An 18,966-nucleotide genomic window follows, 5' to 3' on the forward strand; every position below is an offset into this window, starting at 1 on the left:
AATGCTGGCCTGCGTGGCCTCGCCTCCCCAGCCCCCATAGTCCCCAAAGGTGGGGCCGCGCTCAGAGCGGTGGCTCGCTGGCGAGTGCAGGCTCAGGCGCGGACAGAAAACTGATGGGACGGCTGTGGCAGATATTGAAGGCGGCGTTCTCAGGCTTCCTGACGAACGATGCTCTGAGCCGCGGGGCGTCCATCGCGTTCTACGCTGCGACCTCGCTGGCGCCGGTGCTTCTGATTGTCGTGGCAATCGCTGGCCTGGTCTTCGGGCAGGATGCCGCTCGCGGGGCGATCAGCGAGGAGCTCGGCCAGCTTCTGGGTCCGGCCGGCGGCGAGTTCATCAAATCCATTCTTGAACGCTCCAGCGATCCTGGCTCTGGGACCATCGCGACAGTTCTCGGCGTCGTCACCGTTCTGATCAGCGCCTCGGGCGTGTTCGGCGAGATGCACACGGGGCTGAACAACACGTTCAAGGCCAAGCCGAGCGAGGAGCCGATCTCCGCCTTGATCCGGACCCGCGCCGCCAGCCTGGGCCTGGTCGCTGCGCTCGGCTTCATGCTGGTGGTGTCGCTGGCTGCCAGCACTGCTTTATCCGCCCTGGGCGACGTTTTTGCGGGGCTGCTCGCCGGCAAGGTGCTGCTGGCCGTCCTCAACACCGTCGTGTCGCTGGCCATCTTCACGCTGCTGTTCGCCGCGATTTACAAGGTGCTTCCCGACACCCCGATACCCTGGCGCGACCTGATGCTGGGAGCATTTGTCACGGCCGTGCTCTTCGCCATCGGCAAGTCCCTGATCGGAATCTACCTAGGCCGCGCCGCGCCCAGTTCACCCTATGGCGCGGCCGGCGCGCTGATCGTCCTCATGTTCTGGACGTACTATTCGGCGCAGATCTTCCTCTTCGGCGCCGAGCTCACCAAGGCCATCGCCGATGAGCGCGCGCCCGCCGATCGCCGGGCTTGAAACGAGAAACCTAACAGCGGGCGGGCCTGAAGGTTTGGAGCCCTTCAAATTGCCGCTTCCGTAACAAACCACCGCGCCGCGCATTGGCCCGTGGGACAGAGCATCGAAGCAAGATGACGCCATGGCCAGAAGCAAGGAGTTCCTGCTGGAGCAGATCGCCCGGGCGCAGCGCTTCGCGCAGGCCATGAACACCGTCGCCGACCGGGAACGATTTGAGAAGATGGCGGCGGATCTGCGAACCGAATTGGACGCCGAAGAAGCGGCGGAGGGCCAAAAATCTGCCGCAGCGACCGCATGACGCCGTCGGACGGGATTTTGATGGGTCTGCCGGCCATTCCACTTCTTCATTCGGTTGCCGGAGCAACTCCCGCTTTTTGAAATCCGACTGAGAAAGCGCGGCCGGGCCTGCAGGTGGTACCTGTGCACGACCGATGGCCGCGCCGTCATGCAGGGATCGGAAGGAAGCCGGACCGCCGCCAGGTACCGGGCCGATCGCGCGCTGTTTCTGATGCTGCTGGTTTCGGCCTGTCGACCGCCCGGACCAGGTTCATCAAGGGCGTTGCCGCCGGCGCCGGCCCTGCTGCGGCGGCCGGCGTGCCTCTGACAGTTCTCGACACAGGCGCAGCGGAGTCGCCCGACGTCTAACGGCACTCTCTGTTGCTGGCTCGTCCAGATCAGCATGTCGCGTGGCGTGGCGACCGGCTGCCGGACAATCCCGTAGCGCTGATGAACATTCTTCGTGGCAGCCAAGGCGTCTAGCACAGACAAACAGGACCATTGACCAACGCCCGGCGGGCGGCTCGTCTGCGGGCACGGCGGATGCGCCGATCGAATGGGGGGCCATTCGCCTCTGTGATTCGACATGCAGACGAGGTTTTCGGCAGCCCGGTGTCGGCTGCGAAGGCCGCCGGTCGCTCAAGGACGCGCAATGAGCAACGGCTGGACGTGTTGGCCGCCTGCCATGAGCGGATTCGACGGCTCGAAGTGCTCGCGCAGTTCCCGCTTCTTGACGAGCGAGCGCGCCACAACAAAGGCGTCCTCCTGGTGTTTAGCTTGCCGAAGCGCGACATTGAAAAAGGCGTTGCCGAAATACGTCCACTTGGCTTTGTCCCGGCAGCCGAACGATGGATGGCCTGCATCGGCCGCGGTGATGACCAACGTATCGGGGTTCGCGAGACGAGGGATAAAGACCCCGGAATAACAGGCCAAGATGACCACCACCTTGTATCGCATACCACTCCGCGCCAGCATGGCAGCGAGATTGGACGGCGTGAGCGTTTGCGTAAGCCGTCCCGCTTTGATTGCGAGCCCGTCGGGGGAGCCGTGTGAGGTGAGAATCAGGAACAAAACATCGTTCCCGGTGTCCATCCCCTTGGCCGCCGCCAGCAAGGACCTAGCCAAGCCTTCAATCGTTGCATCTCCGCCTTTCTTCGAATTGTATTGCACGTTGATCGGGCCGCTCCCGAAACGGCCCGCTATGACCTGTGCTGCGCCGAATGCCTCGTTTCTAAATACGGTCTGATCCCCGAAAAGGCCGAAGGACACCACGCTCACCTTGCGAGCATCCTCAAAGGCGTGCGCCGGCGAAACCGACAGCGCAATTGTCAAAACAAAGGAGATGAGCAGCGCGCCGAACCAGCTGATCCAACGTGGAAGCACAGCTTCACCAGGCCATTTCGTTCAACAGGTCACGTGAAAGAGCCCGATCCTCCTGGCATGCGACCGGTTGAACATCCGGATCGCCTCGGGTGTCGGCCTCAACAGCACATCGCAGCCCTTCCTTTCGAAATAGGCTTCAGCTTCCCGTGACAGGTGCACGTTGCCCATTTGACCAGAACCAATGACGACCTGGTCGCACCCCTTCTCGAAGAGAAACTTTGCCTCGTCTTTTGAAAGCACGTGCGAGGTACCATAGAGCTTCTTTGATAGCTTCTTTTTCCGCTTCACAACTTCGCTAGAAAGACGAATGACCACGTCATGCTGATACGTCGTCCCGTCAATCGTAATCGCGCCGAATGTAGTGCTGTCAATCTTCATCGTGACCTCCTGATCAGAGTTCAGCTCCAATATGCAGCAGTGAGGCGCCTCGACCTCGGCATCATCTCCCTCAAGAGCGTTCCAATAGGACACGTCGATCTTATAGCCGCATACAGCGCCTCGAAAAAATCCCGTCTCGTAGGGGCTACTGCGTAAGGGGCCTTGACCAAAAGCACGCCGTTCGAGCAGCCAGCCCTCGCCAAAACACAAAAGCAAACAAGGCGCTTGTGAATCATATTCGGTCGCGTTTTGTGTTAAGCTTCCAGGTGTCCATACCTTGAACAAAGCGAAACTATTAAAACAGGAGGATGGGCGCGACACACACAATCATCAGATCCTACGGTGCAGTCTGCGGTTTCTCAGCGAGGTCAGTTTTGCCTGAGACCGTGCAAGGGATCTCCTAAGAAAGGTTTTCTTGCTCACCTCGAAGACACGCTCATGACGGCTCCTGTAGGAACAGGGAGAGACGATCATGATCAAGGTGAAGATTAATGGCCAGGAACAAAATTGGGATGGCGATCCCGATCTTCCGCTACTCTGGTTTATCCGTGATGAAGTGGGCCTGACCGGCACCAAGTTCGGCTGTGGCCAGGCGCTGTGCGGCTCATGCACCGTCATCGTCGACAAGCAGGCGGTGCGCGCCTGCATCACCTCCGTGTCCGACGTCGTTGGCCGCGAGGTCACCACCATAGAGGGCCTGCATCCGACCGGCGACCACTCGGTGCAGAAGGCCTGGCGGCAGCTCAACGTGCCGCAATGCGGCTTTTGCCAGACCGGCCAGATCATGCAGGCGGCGGCGTTGTTGATGGATAATCCAAAGCCGTCGCACGACCAGATCCGCGAAGCCCTGTCCGGGAATATCTGCCGCTGCGGCTGCTACCAGCGGATCGAAAACGCGGTCCATCTCGCTTCGACGGGGGTGTGACATGAATATCCTCACCAATCCCAGCAAGCTTCGCGGCTTCGAGAAGCACATCAAGGTCGAGAACGTTTCGCGGCGCAGCATCCTCAAGGGCCTCGGCCTCGCCGGCGGCTTCGTGCTCGCCGCACCCGTGATGATGCGGCCGAGCTTCGCCTACGAGACCGGCGCGGGGAAGATGCCGCACGGCGTCGTGGTCGACCCGCGCGTGTTCGTCTCGATCGCGCCGGATGGAATGGTCACCATCGTTGCGCACCGCTCCGAGATGGGAACCGGCGTGCGCACCAGCCTGCCCCTGATCGTCGCTGAAGAACTGGAGGCCGACTGGAAGCGCGTTCGCGTCCAGCAGGCGCATGGCGACGAGGTCAAGTTCGGCAACCAGGATACCGACGGCTCGCGTAGCACGCGGCATCATCTGATTCCGATGCGCCAGATCGGCGCCTCGGCCCGCACCATGCTTGAGCAGGCCGCCGCAAAACGTTGGGGCGTGCCGGCAGCCGAGGTGAAGGCCGTCAATCACGAAGTCGTCCACAGCGCGAGCAGACGCAAGCTCGGCTTTGGCGAATTGGCCGCCGATGCGGCCAAGGAGTCGGTGCCGAGCGTTGAAGGCCTGAAGCTCAAGGATCCCAAGGACTTTCGTTACCTGGGCAAGGGCGAGATCAGCATCGTCGATCTTCACGACATCACGACGGGAAGGGCCGAATACGGCGCCGACGTGCGGTTGCCCGGCATGAAATATGCCGTGATCGCCCGCCCGCCGGTGACTGGCGGCAACGTGGCGTCGTTCGACGGCGCGGAGGCGATGAAGGTTTCCGGCGTCGAGAAGGTGATGGAAGTCAAGGGCTGGCCATGGCCCTCGAAATTCCAGCCGCTCGGCGGGATCGCCGTGATTGCCCGCAACACCGGCGCGGCGATCAAGGGCCGCGACGCGCTGAAGGTCACCTGGGAGGACGGCGCCAACGCCAAATATGACTCGGTTGCCTATCGGGCCGAGCTCGAGGACGCGGCGCGCAAGCCCGGCCTCGTCGTGCGCAAGGAAGGTGACGCCGAAGCCGCGCTGAAAGGCGCCGACAAGGTGATCGTGGGCGAGTACTATTTGCCCCACCTTGCCCATGTCGCCATGGAGACGCCGGTCGCGGTCGCCGACGTCAAGGGCGACAAGGTGGAGGTCTGGGCTCCCGTGCAAAGCCCGGGCGGCACGCGCGAGGACGTCGCCAAGACGCTCGGTATCCCCGAGGAGAACGTGACCGTCAACGTCACGCTGCTCGGCGGCGGGTTCGGGCGCAAGTCGAAATGCGACTTCGCGCTCGAAGCCGCGCTGCTGTCGAAGGAGCTCGGCGCGCCGGTCAAGGTGCAGTGGACGCGGGAGGACGATATCCGCAACGGCTTCCTGCACACCGTCTCCGTCGAGCGCATCGAGGCGGGCCTCGACAAGAGCGGCAAGGTGATCGCCTGGCGGCATCGCAGCGTCGCGCCAAGCATCGCCTCGACCTTTGCGGCCGGCACGGTGCACCAGGCACCGTTCGAGCTCGGCATGGGGCTGGTCGACATGCCCTTCGAGATCGCCAACATCCAGTGCGAGAACCCGGAAGCGGCCGCGCACACCCGCATCGGCTGGTTCCGTTCGGTGTCCAACATCCCGCGCGCCTTCGCGGTGCAGTCGATGGTCGCCGAGATCGCGCAGGCGACCAACCGCGACCCGAAGGACATGCTGCTGGAGCTGATCGGTGCGCCGCGGATCCTCAACCTCGCCTCGGTGAAGGATTTATGGAACTATGGCGAGCCCTATGACAGCTATCCGATCGACACCGGACGGCTGCGCAAGGTGGTCGAGCTGGTCGCCGACAAGGGAGGTTGGGGACGGCAGGTGCCCAAGGGCCACGGCCTTGGTATTGCGGCGCACCGCAGCTTCGTCAGCTATATCGCGACCATCGTTGAGGTTGCCGTCGACGACAAGGGCAAGTTGACGGTGCCACGGGTCGATACCGCGATCGACTGCGGCGCCTACGTCAATCCCGAGCGCATCCAATCACAGATCGAGGGCGCGGCGATCATGGGGATGAGCCTCGCCAAACATGGCGAGATCACCTTCACGAACGGCAGAGTGCAGCAGGGGAATTACGACGACTTCCCGGTGATCCGGATCGACGAATCGCCTGCGGTCACCAACGTCTACATCGTGCCGCCCGCGAGCCCCGATACGCCGCCGAGCGGCGTCGGCGAACCCGGCGTGCCGCCGTTCGCGCCGGCCCTGATCAATGCGATCTTCGCCGCCACCGGCAAGCGCATCCGCGCGATGCCGATCGGCAAGCAACTGGAGGCGTGAGGCGGAACGTAACTTCGCACCAACCGTTTCATTGGTCTGGACAGGAGACGGACCGATGAAACAGATCTTGGCGGCGCTCGCGGTGTCGCTACTGTCGGGCGCCTTTCTTTTGAGCGCGCAAGCTACGAGCGCTCAAACTAACCCGCCGCCGGCCACTGCTACACGGCCGGCAAAGACGCCGAAGGATCAGACCTCTGTACCAAGCAATGCGCCGAAAGCCACGCGAACCCAAACCACTGGCGAAGGCAGCCGCGATCCGACGGTGAAGGACATGAACGTGAAGGAGAAAGGCAAGGTCGAACGGATGGGCAAGTAGTTTGGCCGTGACGTTTGACCTTCTCGCGTGCAGCTCGGTTCCACCTCGCTCGAAACGCTTGAGGGCTTTATCCGGCAACGTGGAAGCCGATGAGAGAGGATGACGATTCGAAGAAAGTCATCGCGCTGAAACGGAAGCGGCGGACCTTTCGGTCCGCCGCTTTTTTGCAGCCGTTCCGCGTGCGGCTATTTCTTGACCGCAAACACCCAGACGACGCCGCCCTGGGGCACATTGTTCTCCACGCCGACATTCTGGGTGGCCAAGGCATCCTGGATGCGCTGCGCATCGACGCCCCAGCCGGACTGGATCGCAATATATTGCGTGCCGTCCACCTCATAGGAGACCGGCATGCCCATGATGCCGGAATTGGTCTTCTGCTCCCACAACAGTTCGCCGCCCTTGGCGTCGAAGGCGCGGAAGTAGCGATCGTTGGTGCCGCCGACAAAGACCAGATCGCCCGCGGTCGCCAGCACCGAACCGAACAATTGCGACTTCGGGAAGGTGTGCGACCAGACCTTCTTGCCGGTGGCCGGGTCCCAGGCCTGCAATTCGCCGATGTGTTTGCCGCCGGGACGGATCGTCAGACCGATGTCCTCCGGCTTGGTGCCAAGCCAGAGCTGGCCTGGAACCAGCGCCACCTTCTCGCCGGAGAAGCCGCCGCAGGTGTTCTCCATGGCCGGCACATAGACATATTTCGTTTTCTGGCTGTAGGCCGCCGACGGCCAGTCCTTGCCGCCCCACAGTGACGGGCAGAACTCGACCCGCTTGCCAACCACCGGCTTGTGCGCGGGGTCGACAATCGGCTTGCCGCTCTCGGGCTCAATGCCTTTCCAGACATCGGTGTAAACATAGGGCCAGCCGGCTACGTAGCTGATCTTGTCCGGCTTGCGCTCCAGGATCCAGAAGATCGCGTTGCGTCCCGGATGGATCAGACTCTTGACAGATCGGCCATCCCTTTGCAGGTCGACCAGCATCGGCGCCTCGACCTCGTCCCAGTCCCAGGAATCGTTCTGATGGTACTGGAAATGTGCCTTGATCTTGCCGGTCTCAGGATCGAGGCCGAGCACGGAGGTCGTATAGAGATTGTCACCGGGATGAGCGTCCCCGGGCCACGGCGCAGCATTACCAACACCCCAATAAATGGTCTTGGTGTCCTTGTCGTAGTTGCCGGTCATCCAGGCCGATCCACCGCCGGTCTTCCAATCGTCGCCCGTCCAAGTATCATGGCTGGGTTCGCCGGGGCCGGGGATAGTGAAGGTCCGCCACAGCTCCTTACCGCTATTGGCGTCGTAGGCGGCGATATAGCCGCGGACGCCGAATTCACCGCCGGATCCGCCGACGATGACCTTGCCGTCGACAACCAGCGGCATGAGGGTCAAATACTGCCCCTTCTTATAGTCCTGGACCTTGGTGTCCCAGACCACCTTGCCGGTCTTCGCATCAAGCGCGACCAGGTGATCGTCCGTCGTGGCGAGATAGAGCTTGTCCTGCCACAGGCCGACGCCGCGGTTGGTCGGATGCAATTGGAACAAATCTTCCGGAAGTGACCGCTTGTAGCGCCAATATTCTTCGCCGCTCTTGGCATCAAGCGCGATCACCTGGCCCATCGGCGTCGTGACAAACATCACGCCGTTGTTGACGATCGGCGGGGCCTCATGGCCTTCGATGACGCCGGTGGAGAAAGTCCATACCGGCATCAGGCTCTTCACGTTCTGTGTGTGGATCTGCTGGAGCGGGCTATAGCCCTGCCCATCATAAGTCCGCCGATACAGCATCCAGTTGCCGGGTTCGGGATTTTCAAGGCGGGCTTGCGTCACCGGACTGTAATTTTCGATCGGACCGGCGACAGCAGCGGTTGAGATAAGGGTTGTGAACGCAACACAACCCGACAATAGCCATTGCTTTCTGGTCATGACGCCATCTCCCTGTGCTCTTCTCTCCCTCCCCTATGGTGGGTGGTGCGATCGTCTGGGGCACGGGAATCGGATGCGACCGCGCCCCATCACCCTGGCTGTTGAGCACCTACCTTTCCAACGAAGGTTGCAGTTATGGTGAGCGAGCCGTCGGCTATCGCCAACGGCAGTGCCGGCAAACGCCGGGGCGCGGGCCCGAACACGACTTCCGCGCGCTCGCGGGGATCGAATTCGGAGTTGTGACAAAAACATTTAAGAACGTCTTTGTCGCCCGTCTCGGACTTCAGCCAACCGGTGACAGAACATCCGGCGTGAGTACAGATCGCCGAATAGGCGACGATGCCTTCAGCAGAGCGTGATCGGGTCTCCTCATCCAATTCAGCGAGATCAAGCCTTATGATCAGAATCTCGTTGAGCCGCGAGCCGTTGCGGACTACCGAAGTCTCGGGGTCCTTTGGCCAAGCGTGCAGCGGAGGGTCGCCGAGCTTCAAATCATCGGGCTTGATGACGTCGCCGGCACGCTCTCCTTCGGAGACAACAAGGAGATCCCCTTTCTTCGGCCGGTCGCTGCTGCCGGGCTGATCTTCCTGCGCCGCAGCGAACCTGTTCGCCGCCAGGAACGCTCCGGCCGCGAGCGTCGTCAAGAGAAGCGAGCGTCGCGTTTGGTTCGGACACAGCATTGTCTTCTCCAGCTCCGCCACCGAGCCTGAATTTCAGTCGCGCGTAACCTCCCTGCCCAACGGCAAAACGCTTAAACCGGCACGTGGCGACGCGGTCACATGCAGGCTTGCTACCCTCTACGAGGCTCAACGCGGCCTTTCAGCGCTGCCAGCCGCCCCCGTCGAGGTGCCGGTGGCTGAGCCCGTTGTCGGCGGAGCAGTGTCAGTCCGCCCAGGAGGATGGGTGGAAGCGCCCGGCTTTTCCTGCTCACCGACATAGCCTGACTCGCCGGACTGGCGGGTCTTGGCACCCTTGTCCGCCTCCTCTTGCACCTGCTGCGGGTTGGGTGCCGTCTGCTGCTGCGCCAGCGCCGGCAGGGCGATCATGGTTCCGCTCGCAACAAGCATCGCAACGATTATGGTTCGCATGGAGGGTCCTCCCCATCGTAGCGTCACTTTGCACGAATACGAACGCGCTGGTTCGCGAAGGTTCCTAGTTCAACCTCATATTTTCAAGACAAGGGATGCGGCGCAGCCGCGCAGCTGTGAAATGCGGGACATGGAAGCAAACTCGCCGACTCGGCTTAATGTGATCCCAGCGCGGCGGAGACCTTAAGCCATTTGGCCGCGCCACTGTTTCGTTCCTCTCGCCGGGAGCGCCTGACGTCCTGCGCGACGCCAATTCACCGTTGAGCTGTTGCCACGGCGCGCCGACGCATCGCGGACGCCAGCATCCTCTCTTCGAGCCAAGCAATGGCGCAACCGGATCATCGGTGCCATGGAGGCTCTGCGAATACGGAACGCATTGCGAGCGTCGCCGCCGCCGACGGAGATGGCCCGGCGGCCGCGTTCAGATCAACCGAAGATGGCACAGAGGCTTGGGCGCAGCGGGCGCACGGGTGCACCAATTGCTGTAGCCCGAATCGTAGGTTCCTACGTTCTTAAATGAAAGACAGCTTGTACATCAATGGGAGTTGACTGACCTTCTCTTGCAGCACTACTTCTTGTTTGTATTCGGCTGTTCGAAGCGACAGTAAATCAATGAACAGTGCGACAATGGTTGTTGCAGCTAGTTCTACCCCTAGTCAGCCCGCAAATTGTAGCTTCAGAACTTGCGGAAGGAAGTATTTTGACGAAGAAAATTAGCGCGCAACCCGGAGTCGCTGGTTGTCGGCGCGAAACAGAGACGAAAAACCTCGGTTAGATCGCCACCTCCACTGAATGTCGGTATCGGTGCTTGCGCCTCCACGATTGGACCTGCGGCGATGTCATCGGTCGCGGGGCAGGGAGGAAAGGGCGGTCTTCTGTTTAGTCGTTGGTGGGATGACACTGTCTCTGATCGGTTCTAATTGGATATCGGTTGTTGGAGCTAGCTCAAACTTGCCCATGATGGATTGGAGCGAGAGTTCAATTTTTTCAATTAGTTAGAGGGCGGTATGTGCACGATGTGTGCACCGAGACATAAAAGAAAATCTAAAGACCGCCAACGAGAGCAGGCGTTCTAAACGCTCATTAGTGTCGGCGTGGGCTGTGAATGCCTCCGAGAGTGTTTGATCATGTTCCAAGGCGGACGAGATTAATCCGACTCCCAGTCGGAGGAATGAGCGCGTATCGAACGGCCGCTCTTGGGTGCAAAGCGGACATTCGTGGATCATTGCGCTTCCACATCGTTCGGCGTCATTATCCGTCCCCTGATAGAGTTTCGGGAATGACGCCCGCAGCGTATCCAGTGAGGACAGATATGACAGTTTCGACGGAACGCGCAGTCCTGGCCGGCGGCTGCTTCTGGGGTGTGCAGGATCTGCTACGCCGCTATCCCGGCGTGATTTCAACCAGGGTCGGCTACACGGGCGGCGAGGTGCCAAACGCGACCTATCGCAACCACGGCAATCACGCTGAGGCCATTGAGGTTACCTTCGATCCGCAGACCATCAGCTATCGCAGGGTGCTGGAGTTCTTTTTCCAGATCCATGATCCCTCGACGCTGAACCGCCAGGGCAACGACCTGGGCACCAGCTACCGGTCGGCCATCTTCTATACCAGCGACGCGCAGAAGCAGATCGCGGAAGACACCATCGCCGATGTCGATGCTTCCGGCCTTTGGCCGGGCAAGGTTGTCACCGAGGTGGCCCCTGCCGGACCGTTCTGGGAGGCCGAGCCCGAGCCCGAGCATCAAGATTATCTGGAGAAATATCCTGACGGCTACACCTGTCACTTCATTCGGCCAGAATGGACGTTGCCGCATCGGGCGGAGAAGGCTGCAACAGGCGCGAGCGGAGTTTCGGCCGCATGACAAAGGCCTCCGATTTGCTGGTGGCCGCTCTCGAGAACGAGGGCGTTCGGTACATCTTCGCCATTCCTGGCGAGGAGAATCTCGACGTGCTGGAATCGCTGCGCCGCTCGAAGATCAAGCTGGTGCTGACGCGGCACGAACAAGCTGCCGGCTTCATGGCGGCCACCTGCGGGCGTCTCACCGGGCGCGCGGGCGTCTGCCTGACGACGCTGGGTCCCGGTGCGCTCAATTTGACGACGGCTGCGGCCTACGCGCATTTGGGCGCGATGCCGATGGTCATGATCACAGGACAGAAGGCGATCCGGAGCAGCCGCCAGGCGCGCTTCCAAATCGTGGACATCGTCGCGACCATGCGGCCGCTTACCAAGATGGCGACGCAGATCGTCTCCGCGCAGAGTATTCCGACCCTGGTTCGCGACGCGTTCCGGGTCGCGCAGCAAGAGCGGCCGGGCCCCGTGCATCTCGAACTGCCCGAGGATATCGCGGCCGACGAAGCCGCGCCCGACATCATTCCCCCGCATGTCATCGAGCTTCCGGTCGCGCCTACGGCCGCCATCGATCGCGCCGCAGCGATGATCATGGGCGCCAGCAGGCCGCTCGTCATGCTCGGCGCCGCAGCGAGCCGCCCGCATCTCGCCGAGCCGCTGTCGGCGTTCGTGCGACGATGCGGAATTCCGTTCTTCAACACCCAGATGGGGAAGGGCGCGGTCAATGCCGGCTCCAATCTCTATATGGGCACGGCCGCGCTGTCGGAGCGGGATTGGGTTCACGAGGCCGTCGACCAGGCCGACCTGATTATTTCGATCGGCCACGACACCGTCGAGAAGCCGCCCTTCCTGATGGGCCATGGCGGACCGCAGGTTATCCATGTCGGCGCCACGCCGCCGACGGTGGAACAGGTATACTTCCCGCAGGCGGAGATCGTCGGCGACGTCGGCGCGAGCCTCACGAGCCTGGCCGATCGCCTCGAAGGCAAGCTCCCCAATGGTCAGGCATTGCTGGGTTTGCGGGAAGGGATCCTTACCCGCCTCGCCGAGCGGGCGACGGAGGATCGGTTTCCTTTGACGCCGCAGCGCATCGTGCATGACGTCCGCCAGGTCATCCCGCCGGACGGCATCGTGGCCCTCGACAACGGCATGTACAAGATCTGGTTCGCCCGCAACTATCGCACCAGCGTCGCCAACACGCTGTTGCTCGACAACGCGCTTGCGACCATGGGGGCGGGTCTTCCTTCGGCGATCGCAGCGTCACTGATTTATCCGGACCGGCGCGTGCTCGCCGTCTGTGGCGATGGCGGCTTTATGATGAACTCGCAGGAGCTTGAGACGGCCGTGCGGTTCAAGTTGAATCTCGTCGTACTCGTGCTCGAGGATCGTGCCTACGGTATGATCCGATGGAAACAGGAAGCCGACGGATTTTCCGACTTCGGCCTCGACTTCGGCAATCCCGATTTCGTGGCCTATGCCAAGTCATATGGCGCCAAGGGCTCCCGCGTAAGCAAAGTCTCGGAGCTCTCGACGATGCTGGAAGCTGCTTTCAGCGAAGGCGGCGTGCATCTCGTCGTAGTGCCCGTCGATTACACCGAGAACATGCGCGTACTTGTCAACGAGTTACCCCCGCTAGTCGAGGCCAAGTGAAAAGCCCCCGCGTCGGTCTCGTGCGCGAAAGTTCACTCGCGCGCTTGTTGAAAATGCCGGTCGCCTAGCCACATTCAAACAGCGCGAGGACATCGACATCTTCAAGCCGCCGGACCTGGGTGCCGAGCGTCTGATACCAGACCGCCTCATCGCTCATGATGGCGGTCTCTTCCTGAATGTTGGCGCGTATAGTTGGTAGCAGTTGCGCCATTGATGCTTGGCCTGTGTGTACCGAAAACCTCATGCGAGTTGATGAGGTGACGAATCACCTAAGCTGGCGGAATGATCGGGCTTCTGTATTTCGTCCTGGCCGTCTTGGCCTCGCCATCAAGTCGAAGGTGAGGCTTGAGGCTGAGAACGCGGTGCTTCGACATCAGTTGATTGTTTTGCGGCGCAGGCTACCCGGCCGTGTCCAATTCGCGAACAGCGATCGCCGGTTCTTGATCCGGCTGTATCCCTGGTTCCCGGCTATCCTTCAGGTTCTTACCATCATCCGGCCCGAGACGGTCATCTGCTGGCACCGGTCTGGCTTTCGTTACTATTGGCGTTGGAAGTCACGATCTTTGGGAGGCCGGCCGCAGATCGCGGTGGGGCTGCGCGTTGATCCGGCAGATGAGCGTCGAGAACCCACTTTGGGGCGCGCCGCGCATCTATGGCGAACTTCTCAAGCTCGGGTTCGAGGTCGCTCAATCGACATCAGAACGCATCGGTCATTAAGGGCAGAAATCGAGCTGCGCATTGCGATTTCGAGACCTCTCAAGGCCAAGATAGGGGTTCGATCCCCTACGGAGCGCCACCCGCATCTGTCGTGACTGGCGAACTTGGTCGTGAATTCGACTTTGCCGTTTGTCGGCCGAGTTCTGGCGGAGATATCGCGCAATCCAGACAGAAAGCGCGCCTAGATCGGTACAAGCGGTGTGCGGTGGCTCCGCGCGCCAGGCTGCAGCATGTCGTTGAGCGCCAGAACCTCCGCAAGGCGGTCGATCCCGGCACGGATCTGGTCTTCAGTGAGTGACGCGTAGCCGAGCAGAAGCCAGTTCGTCTCGAAGTGGTCCCCGTCGTATTCGTGGCCGCCGCCTGATTGCACGGTATAAACCCCGATATTGCGGGTACGGGCGACGGCCTTTATGCTGTGAGCCGGTACCAGTGAGGCCGGTAGGCGCCAAGCCACGTGTGTGCCAGCATCCGTGCCCATCAAATCGACATCGCCGAACCGTTCGCGCATCCGCGCGATCAGCGCATTGCGTCGCGCATAGTAATGCTGCTGGCAACGCCGCAGATGCCGCACGAACCCGCCGCCTTGCATGAAGCGCGCCAGGGCGGCCTGTTCCAGCCAGACCTGACCGTTGTCGAGCAGCGCCTTGGCGGTCGCGGCAGCGTGGACGAGATGTTCCGGAAATATCGCAAAGCCCGTGCGCAACCCGGCGCCGAGCGACTTCGAGAACGTACCGAGATAGATCACGTGATCCGGTGCGAGGGCCTTTGTTGCCGGGAGCGGAGCGCCGTCGTAGCGGAACTCGCTGTCGTAATCGTCCTCGATCACATGAGCACCGGTCTGCTGCGCCCAGCGAGCGATTGCGCGTCGACGCTCCAGCGACAGAGTCGCGCCCATTGGAAACTGGTGTGACGGCGTCAGGTAAGCGAGCTTTGCATTGGATGCAGCCACCTTTTGTGCATCTATGCCCGCGTGATCGATCGCGATCGGTAGCAGCCGCATGCGATAGCTTTCGAACAGATAGGCCGCGCCCTGATTGCACGGGTTCTCGACGGCGATCTCGTCGTCGGGAGACGCCAAAAGGCGCAACACCAAATTGAGCGCGAGCTGTGCGCCGGCGACGATCACGACCTGTTCGGGGCGCACGCGAATCCCGCGTGTCGCTCCGACGTGCTCAGCGATCTCGATGCGTAGAGGCATCAGTCCGCATGGATCGCCGTATTCGGTCAGGTTGTGTCCGGCCGCGGCGAGCGACTGCATCACCAGGCGCCGCCAGGTCTTCAGGGGAAAGGCGCGTGGGTCCGTTCGCTGGGTCCAGAAATCGATCGGAATATTCGAATTGTTGAGGATCGCGTGCTGCCGTCCGATGAAGACGGGAGCGGTGCGGGCGTCGGAACCTTCGGAGGAGAGATCGCTGGTCTTCTCCGCCGAGACCGAGCGATCCGGCAGGACATCGGTGACGAAAGTGCCGACCATCGGCTTGGCGACGAGGTAACCTTCGTTGATCAGGCGCTCGTAGCCGAAGATCACGGAGTTACGCGAGACCTTGAGCTGAGTGGCGAGCAGTCTCGACGACGGCACGGATGCGCCAGCGCGGAGCGTACCAGCCACGATCTGCTCGCGGATCCGCTGACAGATCTGTTCCTGCAAGCTCTCCGCGCCGTTGCGGTCGAGCGTGATCAGCACCTTAGTCCCCATTCATTGCGCCCGGCACAGCAAAGACCATAATCGGCCTTGCAGCAAGTTCAAGTTACGCAGCGCAGGTCCAGTTCGTGATGATCTTCTGGGACCACCCGCCGCCAGTCGTTGACTTCAAAGGCCACCGGCATTCATCGTTGGAAAAACCAACTACATGTGAGCCTGCAATGCCGATGAACCAGCAGTTTTTGAACGAGGGTCAGACGATTTTTCCTGCGGCGCTGCTCGACGCAGCGGCTGCGGCACTCGATGCCGCCAAACGAAAGGGCGTTCGCCTTGCCGCCGCTGAAACGGTCACTGCGGGTCTCGTCAGCTCCTGTCTGACGTCGGTCTCGGGCGCGTCGCAAATATTCGATCGGGGCTATGTCCTGTATCACGAGACTGCGAAGGCGACCGGCCTTGGGGTCGCGGAGGAGGTTTCGGCTCAGCACGGCGCTGTAAGCGCCGAGGTGACGCAGGGACTGGCCGAAGGCCTGTTGTCAAACTCTGGCGCGGCCGTCACTGTTGCCATCACCGGTTACGCGGGCCCTGGCGGAGGCAACGCAAGGAATCCGGTGGGTACAATCTACATCGCAGCGGCCCGCAAGGATGCGCCGATCATGGCGGAACGCCACGTATTTTCAGGAAGCCGCGACAACGTGCGTCTGTCGGCGGTCGCTGCCGCCATTCGCCTCCTGCAAAAGCAAATCGAGGCATGAACCGCATCCCGCTGGTCCTGCTGACAGGCTTTCTCGGATCGGGCAAGACGACGATGCTGAACGCGCTGCTCGCGAGCGATGATTTCTGCGACACTGCGGTCGTGATCAATGAGGTCGGTGATGTCGGTCTCGACCATCTGCTGGTGGAGCAGGGCGCGGATACGGTCATGGTGCTCGAGGGCGGCTGCCTGTGCTGTCGCGCCAAGGGCAGGCTGGCGCCGACGCTGGAAGGCCTGCTACGGCGCAGCCGTGATGGGAGCCTGCCACCGTTCAAACGCATCGTCGTCGAGACCAGCGGGCTGTCGGATCCAGCAGCCGTGCTGGAGGGTTTGATTTCGGATGCCTTCTTCAACCATCGTATCTCGCTGGCCGGAATCGTCACCGTCGTTGACGGCCGTGCGTTTCTGCCTACGGTCGACAAGCACATCGAAGCGCGGATGCAGGTGGCGCTGGCGGACCGGCTATTGATTTCGAAGGCAGATATCGCGGATACCGACGATGTGACCGCCGTCCAGCAGGCGCTGACCTCAATCAATCCGCATGCAAGACAGTCGGTGATACACCCGCAGACAGTAACGATGGACATGTTCTGGCCGAATTCGCTGGATCTGCCGCGGTCGCTGATGAAGCCGTTGCGCCTGATGTGTTCGGCCGAGCCTGCGCCACTCGCGACTGCCTCGCTCGCGTTCGACGGCGCGATTGCGCCCGACGTGCTGGAGGCTTGGCTCGATCACACGATTGGTCTGTTGGGGTCGATGTTGTTGCGCATGAAGGCGATGCTGGATATCGAAGGCGCGCCCGGTCCGACGGTTCTGCACGTCGTGCAGGGATTGCTGCACCAGCCGACCGATCTTGAGGAATGGCCGGTCTTGGAGCAACGCAACAGGATCGTGCTGATCGGACGTGACGTCGAGGAGCAGATTCTCGTCGATGCCCTGGCGCGACTACAAGTGACGGTCAGACAAACAGCGAGGATACCGAGCGTTCTTCACTGATCCGGAGTATCGCCTCACCGATCAGCGGGGCGACCGAGATGTGGCGAAGCTTCGGGCGGTGTCGATTCGTTTCCTCGATGCTGTCTGTCACCGTCAACGACGTGGGACGCGAAGCCTCGATTCTATCCAGCGCGGCGCCAGACAGCACGCCGTGAGACGCATAGGCGCAGACGTTAGTCGCGCCGCGATCGAGCAGCGCATCGGCCGCATTGCATAGCGTGCCGCCGGAATCGACGATGTCGTCGATCAGGATGCAGGCCTTTCCTTCGACCTCGCCGATCACATTCATCACTTCGGAAACGCCGGCCTGTGGCCGGCGTTTGTCGATGATGGCGAGGGGGGCGCCAATCCGTTGCGCGAGCAGCCGGGTGCGCACGACGCCGCCGATGTCGGGTGAGACCACCACGGCATTGCCGGGGACGAAACGGTCGGTGATATCTCGCGCAAACAGAGGTGCGCCGAACAGATTGTCGGTCGGAATATCGAAGAAACCCTGAATCTGGCCGGCATGAAGATCAAGCGTCAGGATTCGATTGGCGCCAGCGATGGTGAGCAGATTCGCGATGAGTTTGGCCGAAATCGGGGTCCGCGGGCCGCTCTTCCGATCCTGCCTGGCATATCCGAAATACGGAATTACCGCGGTGATACGCCGCGCCGATCCGCGGCGCAATGCGTCGATGCAGATCAGCAGTTCCATCAGATGATCGTTCGTCGGCGACGCGGTCGGCTGGACGACGAAAACGTCGGCGCCACGAACGTTCTCAAGCACCTCGACATAGATCTCAGCATCGGCGAAGCGCCGCACATCGGCTTTGACGGGAGATAGTTTGAGATAGTCGCAGATCCTAGTGACCAGCGTCCGGTTGGCGTTGCAGGCGAGGATCATCATGAGGTGTTGTCGTCTCCGATCACCTTCACCCTATGTGTTCGAGACCGGCGATCTCAGCGCCAGTGGCTCCTCAACTCATGGAGCCAGCCTGCGCCCTGGTACCAGAAACAAGTCATGCGGCGGACCTTGGGGTCGGCGAGGCGGCGGCCTAGCGTCCTCCGACACGTCATCGAGAGGACCACATGGCAAAAATGTTGAAGGGCGAGATGGGCATCGTGCCCGCGCTCGACATCGATTCCCACGACCAACTCGAGCAGGTGGTGCGCGAAACATCGAATCGCGAGGGTGTCGCCGGCTACAAGCTCGGCCTGACCTCCGTGATGCGTTTTGGACTGAAGGAATCGATGCGCCGGCTGCGCGATCTCACCGATCTGCCGATCCTCTACGACCATCAAAAGGCCGGTCCGGACATGCCGGACATGGCGACCAAGTACACCGCGATGTGCAAGGACGCCGATGTCGACGGGTTGATTCTGTTTCCCGTTGCCGGGCCGACCGCGGTCGATGGCTTCGTCGGCGCAGCGATCCGCGCAGGCATCGTGCCGGTGGTCGGCGGTGAAATCCCGGTGCCGGACTATGGCGTATCCGGCGGCGGCTACATGCTGGACGACGCGCTCGATCGCATCCTGGCGCGTGCTGTGACCAACAAGGCGAACCATTTTGTGTTGCCGGCGCACGACGTCATCAAGATCAAGCGCTGGTCGGAGTGGATTGCTGCGAACGTCCAGTCGCCCGTCGTGCTGCTGACCGGCTTCGGTGCGCTCGGTGGCAGCATCGAGACCTCTTCCGCAGCCGCGGCGGCTTGCCCGCGGCGTTTCGCCATCGTCGGCCGTCTGATCACCGGCGCCAAGGCGCCGGGCGACGCAGCTGCACGGATGTTCGAGCAGATGCAGGCCACGAAGGCGCTGGCCTGAA

At 61.7% G+C, this 18,966-nt stretch carries 18 protein-coding genes; 10 read left to right on the forward strand and 8 right to left on the reverse strand.

Going from position 1 to position 18,966, the window contains the following annotated elements; all coding sequences use genetic code 11:
* Window positions 1-134: 134 nt before the first annotated feature.
* Together YY7_RS53660 and YY7_RS60895 are read left to right on the forward strand one after the other, a co-directional pair.
* Window positions 135-956 (forward strand): YihY/virulence factor BrkB family protein, encoded by an 822-nt coding sequence (locus tag YY7_RS53660; RefSeq protein WP_245287502.1) that lies wholly within the window; start codon window positions 135-137, stop codon window positions 954-956.
* A gap of 121 nt (window positions 957-1,077) precedes the next feature.
* The gene (locus tag YY7_RS60895) at window positions 1,078-1,254 is read left to right on the forward strand and encodes a hypothetical protein (protein WP_155255423.1); all 177 of its coding nucleotides are present in this window, start codon (window positions 1,078-1,080) and stop codon (window positions 1,252-1,254) included.
* A 617-nt stretch (window positions 1,255-1,871) separates the two neighbouring features.
* Here the strand turns inward: YY7_RS60895 and YY7_RS0133995 are convergent.
* Together YY7_RS0133995 and YY7_RS0134000 are read right to left on the reverse strand one after the other, a co-directional pair.
* Window positions 1,872-2,615 carry a C13 family peptidase gene (locus YY7_RS0133995; protein ID WP_028167099.1) on the reverse strand — a complete coding sequence of 248 codons (744 nt, stop codon included), beginning with the start codon at window positions 2,613-2,615 and terminating at the stop codon, window positions 1,872-1,874.
* A 21-nt stretch (window positions 2,616-2,636) separates the two neighbouring features.
* A complete protein-coding gene (locus YY7_RS0134000) occupies window positions 2,637-2,993 on the reverse strand; it encodes an Mth938-like domain-containing protein (protein WP_028167100.1) in 357 nt (118 codons plus the stop codon).
* A 472-nt stretch (window positions 2,994-3,465) separates the two neighbouring features.
* Between YY7_RS0134000 and YY7_RS0134005 the strand changes: the two genes are divergently transcribed.
* From YY7_RS0134005 to YY7_RS0134015, 3 genes are read left to right on the forward strand one after another with little or no spacing between them, the layout of a single operon-like run.
* Window positions 3,466-3,918, forward strand: coding sequence for a (2Fe-2S)-binding protein (locus YY7_RS0134005; protein ID WP_028167101.1), 453 nt, complete (start codon window positions 3,466-3,468; stop codon window positions 3,916-3,918).
* A gap of 1 nt (window position 3,919) precedes the next feature.
* On the forward strand, window positions 3,920-6,238 hold the full coding sequence (locus YY7_RS0134010) for a xanthine dehydrogenase family protein molybdopterin-binding subunit (protein WP_028167102.1): 2,319 nt from the start codon (window positions 3,920-3,922) through the stop codon (window positions 6,236-6,238).
* Between the two features lie 55 nt (window positions 6,239-6,293).
* Window positions 6,294-6,554, forward strand: a complete 261-nt coding sequence (locus YY7_RS0134015) for a hypothetical protein (RefSeq protein WP_028167103.1) — start codon at window positions 6,294-6,296, stop codon at window positions 6,552-6,554.
* 185 nt (window positions 6,555-6,739) lie between these two features.
* On the opposite strand, the gene YY7_RS0134020 is transcribed toward YY7_RS0134015, so the two are convergent.
* The 3 genes from YY7_RS0134020 to YY7_RS53670 form a co-directional block, all read right to left on the reverse strand.
* On the reverse strand, window positions 6,740-8,467 hold the full coding sequence (locus YY7_RS0134020; protein WP_028167104.1) for a methanol/ethanol family PQQ-dependent dehydrogenase: 1,728 nt from the start codon (window positions 8,465-8,467) through the stop codon (window positions 6,740-6,742).
* 89 nt (window positions 8,468-8,556) lie between these two features.
* Complete coding sequence (locus YY7_RS53665; RefSeq protein ID WP_051397074.1) at window positions 8,557-9,147, reverse strand: ubiquinol-cytochrome c reductase iron-sulfur subunit; 591 nt, start codon at window positions 9,145-9,147, stop codon at window positions 8,557-8,559.
* Window positions 9,148-9,273: 126 nt separating this feature from the next.
* Window positions 9,274-9,555 carry a hypothetical protein gene (locus YY7_RS53670; RefSeq protein ID WP_051397068.1) on the reverse strand — a complete coding sequence of 94 codons (282 nt, stop codon included), beginning with the start codon at window positions 9,553-9,555 and terminating at the stop codon, window positions 9,274-9,276.
* A 1,312-nt stretch (window positions 9,556-10,867) separates the two neighbouring features.
* Between YY7_RS53670 and msrA the strand changes: the two genes are divergently transcribed.
* Window positions 10,868-11,419: a peptide-methionine (S)-S-oxide reductase MsrA gene (gene msrA, locus YY7_RS0134035; protein WP_028167105.1), complete on the forward strand. Its 552-nt coding sequence runs from the start codon at window positions 10,868-10,870 to the stop codon at window positions 11,417-11,419.
* Window positions 11,416-13,056: an acetolactate synthase large subunit gene (locus YY7_RS0134040; protein ID WP_028167106.1), complete on the forward strand. Its 1,641-nt coding sequence runs from the start codon at window positions 11,416-11,418 to the stop codon at window positions 13,054-13,056. The genes msrA and YY7_RS0134040 overlap by 4 nt, the downstream gene beginning before the upstream one ends.
* A 64-nt stretch (window positions 13,057-13,120) precedes the next feature.
* Here YY7_RS0134040 and YY7_RS60900 read toward each other — a convergent pair whose 3' ends face one another.
* Window positions 13,121-13,267, reverse strand: coding sequence for a hypothetical protein (locus tag YY7_RS60900; protein ID WP_155255424.1), 147 nt, complete (start codon window positions 13,265-13,267; stop codon window positions 13,121-13,123).
* Window positions 13,268-13,954: 687 nt separating this feature from the next.
* Window positions 13,955-15,469 carry a PLP-dependent aminotransferase family protein gene (locus YY7_RS53680; protein WP_051397069.1) on the reverse strand — a complete coding sequence of 505 codons (1,515 nt, stop codon included), beginning with the start codon at window positions 15,467-15,469 and terminating at the stop codon, window positions 13,955-13,957.
* Between the two features lie 77 nt (window positions 15,470-15,546).
* Between YY7_RS53680 and YY7_RS0134060 the strand changes: the two genes are divergently transcribed.
* Together YY7_RS0134060 and YY7_RS0134065 are read left to right on the forward strand one after the other, a co-directional pair.
* Window positions 15,547-16,167 carry a CinA family protein gene (locus YY7_RS0134060; RefSeq protein ID WP_245287503.1) on the forward strand — a complete coding sequence of 207 codons (621 nt, stop codon included), beginning with the start codon at window positions 15,547-15,549 and terminating at the stop codon, window positions 16,165-16,167.
* Window positions 16,164-17,162: a CobW family GTP-binding protein gene (locus YY7_RS0134065; protein WP_028167108.1), complete on the forward strand. Its 999-nt coding sequence runs from the start codon at window positions 16,164-16,166 to the stop codon at window positions 17,160-17,162. The genes YY7_RS0134060 and YY7_RS0134065 overlap by 4 nt, the downstream gene beginning before the upstream one ends.
* Here YY7_RS0134065 and YY7_RS0134070 read toward each other — a convergent pair.
* Entirely contained in the window at window positions 17,125-18,051 is a 927-nt protein-coding gene (locus tag YY7_RS0134070; RefSeq protein WP_028167109.1) for a ribose-phosphate pyrophosphokinase, read from the reverse strand. The two genes, YY7_RS0134065 and YY7_RS0134070, sit on opposite strands and share 38 nt — an antisense overlap.
* A gap of 182 nt (window positions 18,052-18,233) precedes the next feature.
* Here YY7_RS0134070 and YY7_RS53685 point away from each other — a divergent pair, with 182 nt between their 5' ends.
* Window positions 18,234-18,965 carry an orotidine 5'-phosphate decarboxylase / HUMPS family protein gene (locus YY7_RS53685; RefSeq protein ID WP_051397070.1) on the forward strand — a complete coding sequence of 244 codons (732 nt, stop codon included), beginning with the start codon at window positions 18,234-18,236 and terminating at the stop codon, window positions 18,963-18,965.
* The last annotated feature ends 1 nt before the right edge of the window (window position 18,966 follow it).

The organism is Bradyrhizobium elkanii WSM2783 (assembly GCF_000472865.1).
In the GTDB taxonomy this organism is placed as follows: Bacteria; Pseudomonadota; Alphaproteobacteria; order Rhizobiales; family Xanthobacteraceae; genus Bradyrhizobium; species Bradyrhizobium elkanii_A.

Excerpts from the sequence above, each read along its gene's own strand:
- YY7_RS0134005 (WP_028167101.1), top strand. The coding sequence starts at position 3,466 with ATGATCAAGGTGAAGATTAATGGCCAGGAACAAAATTGGGATGGCGAT.
- msrA (WP_028167105.1), top strand. The coding sequence starts at position 10,868 with ATGACAGTTTCGACGGAACGCGCAGTCCTGGCCGGCGGCTGCTTCTGG.
- YY7_RS0134070 (WP_028167109.1), bottom strand. The coding sequence starts at position 18,051 with ATGATGATCCTCGCCTGCAACGCCAACCGGACGCTGGTCACTAGGATC.
- YY7_RS53670 (WP_051397068.1), bottom strand. The coding sequence starts at position 9,555 with ATGCGAACCATAATCGTTGCGATGCTTGTTGCGAGCGGAACCATGATC.
- YY7_RS0134040 (WP_028167106.1), top strand. The coding sequence starts at position 11,416 with ATGACAAAGGCCTCCGATTTGCTGGTGGCCGCTCTCGAGAACGAGGGC.
- YY7_RS53685 (WP_051397070.1), top strand. The coding sequence starts at position 18,234 with ATGGCAAAAATGTTGAAGGGCGAGATGGGCATCGTGCCCGCGCTCGAC.
- YY7_RS60900 (WP_155255424.1), bottom strand. The coding sequence starts at position 13,267 with ATGGCGCAACTGCTACCAACTATACGCGCCAACATTCAGGAAGAGACC.
- YY7_RS0134020 (WP_028167104.1), bottom strand. The coding sequence starts at position 8,467 with ATGACCAGAAAGCAATGGCTATTGTCGGGTTGTGTTGCGTTCACAACC.
- YY7_RS0134015 (WP_028167103.1), top strand. The coding sequence starts at position 6,294 with ATGAAACAGATCTTGGCGGCGCTCGCGGTGTCGCTACTGTCGGGCGCC.
- YY7_RS0134060 (WP_245287503.1), top strand. The coding sequence starts at position 15,547 with ATGATCTTCTGGGACCACCCGCCGCCAGTCGTTGACTTCAAAGGCCAC.
- YY7_RS53680 (WP_051397069.1), bottom strand. The coding sequence starts at position 15,469 with ATGGGGACTAAGGTGCTGATCACGCTCGACCGCAACGGCGCGGAGAGC.
- YY7_RS60895 (WP_155255423.1), top strand. The coding sequence starts at position 1,078 with ATGGCCAGAAGCAAGGAGTTCCTGCTGGAGCAGATCGCCCGGGCGCAG.
- YY7_RS0134000 (WP_028167100.1), bottom strand. The coding sequence starts at position 2,993 with ATGAAGATTGACAGCACTACATTCGGCGCGATTACGATTGACGGGACG.
- YY7_RS53665 (WP_051397074.1), bottom strand. The coding sequence starts at position 9,147 with ATGCTGTGTCCGAACCAAACGCGACGCTCGCTTCTCTTGACGACGCTC.
- YY7_RS0134065 (WP_028167108.1), top strand. The coding sequence starts at position 16,164 with ATGAACCGCATCCCGCTGGTCCTGCTGACAGGCTTTCTCGGATCGGGC.
- YY7_RS0134010 (WP_028167102.1), top strand. The coding sequence starts at position 3,920 with ATGAATATCCTCACCAATCCCAGCAAGCTTCGCGGCTTCGAGAAGCAC.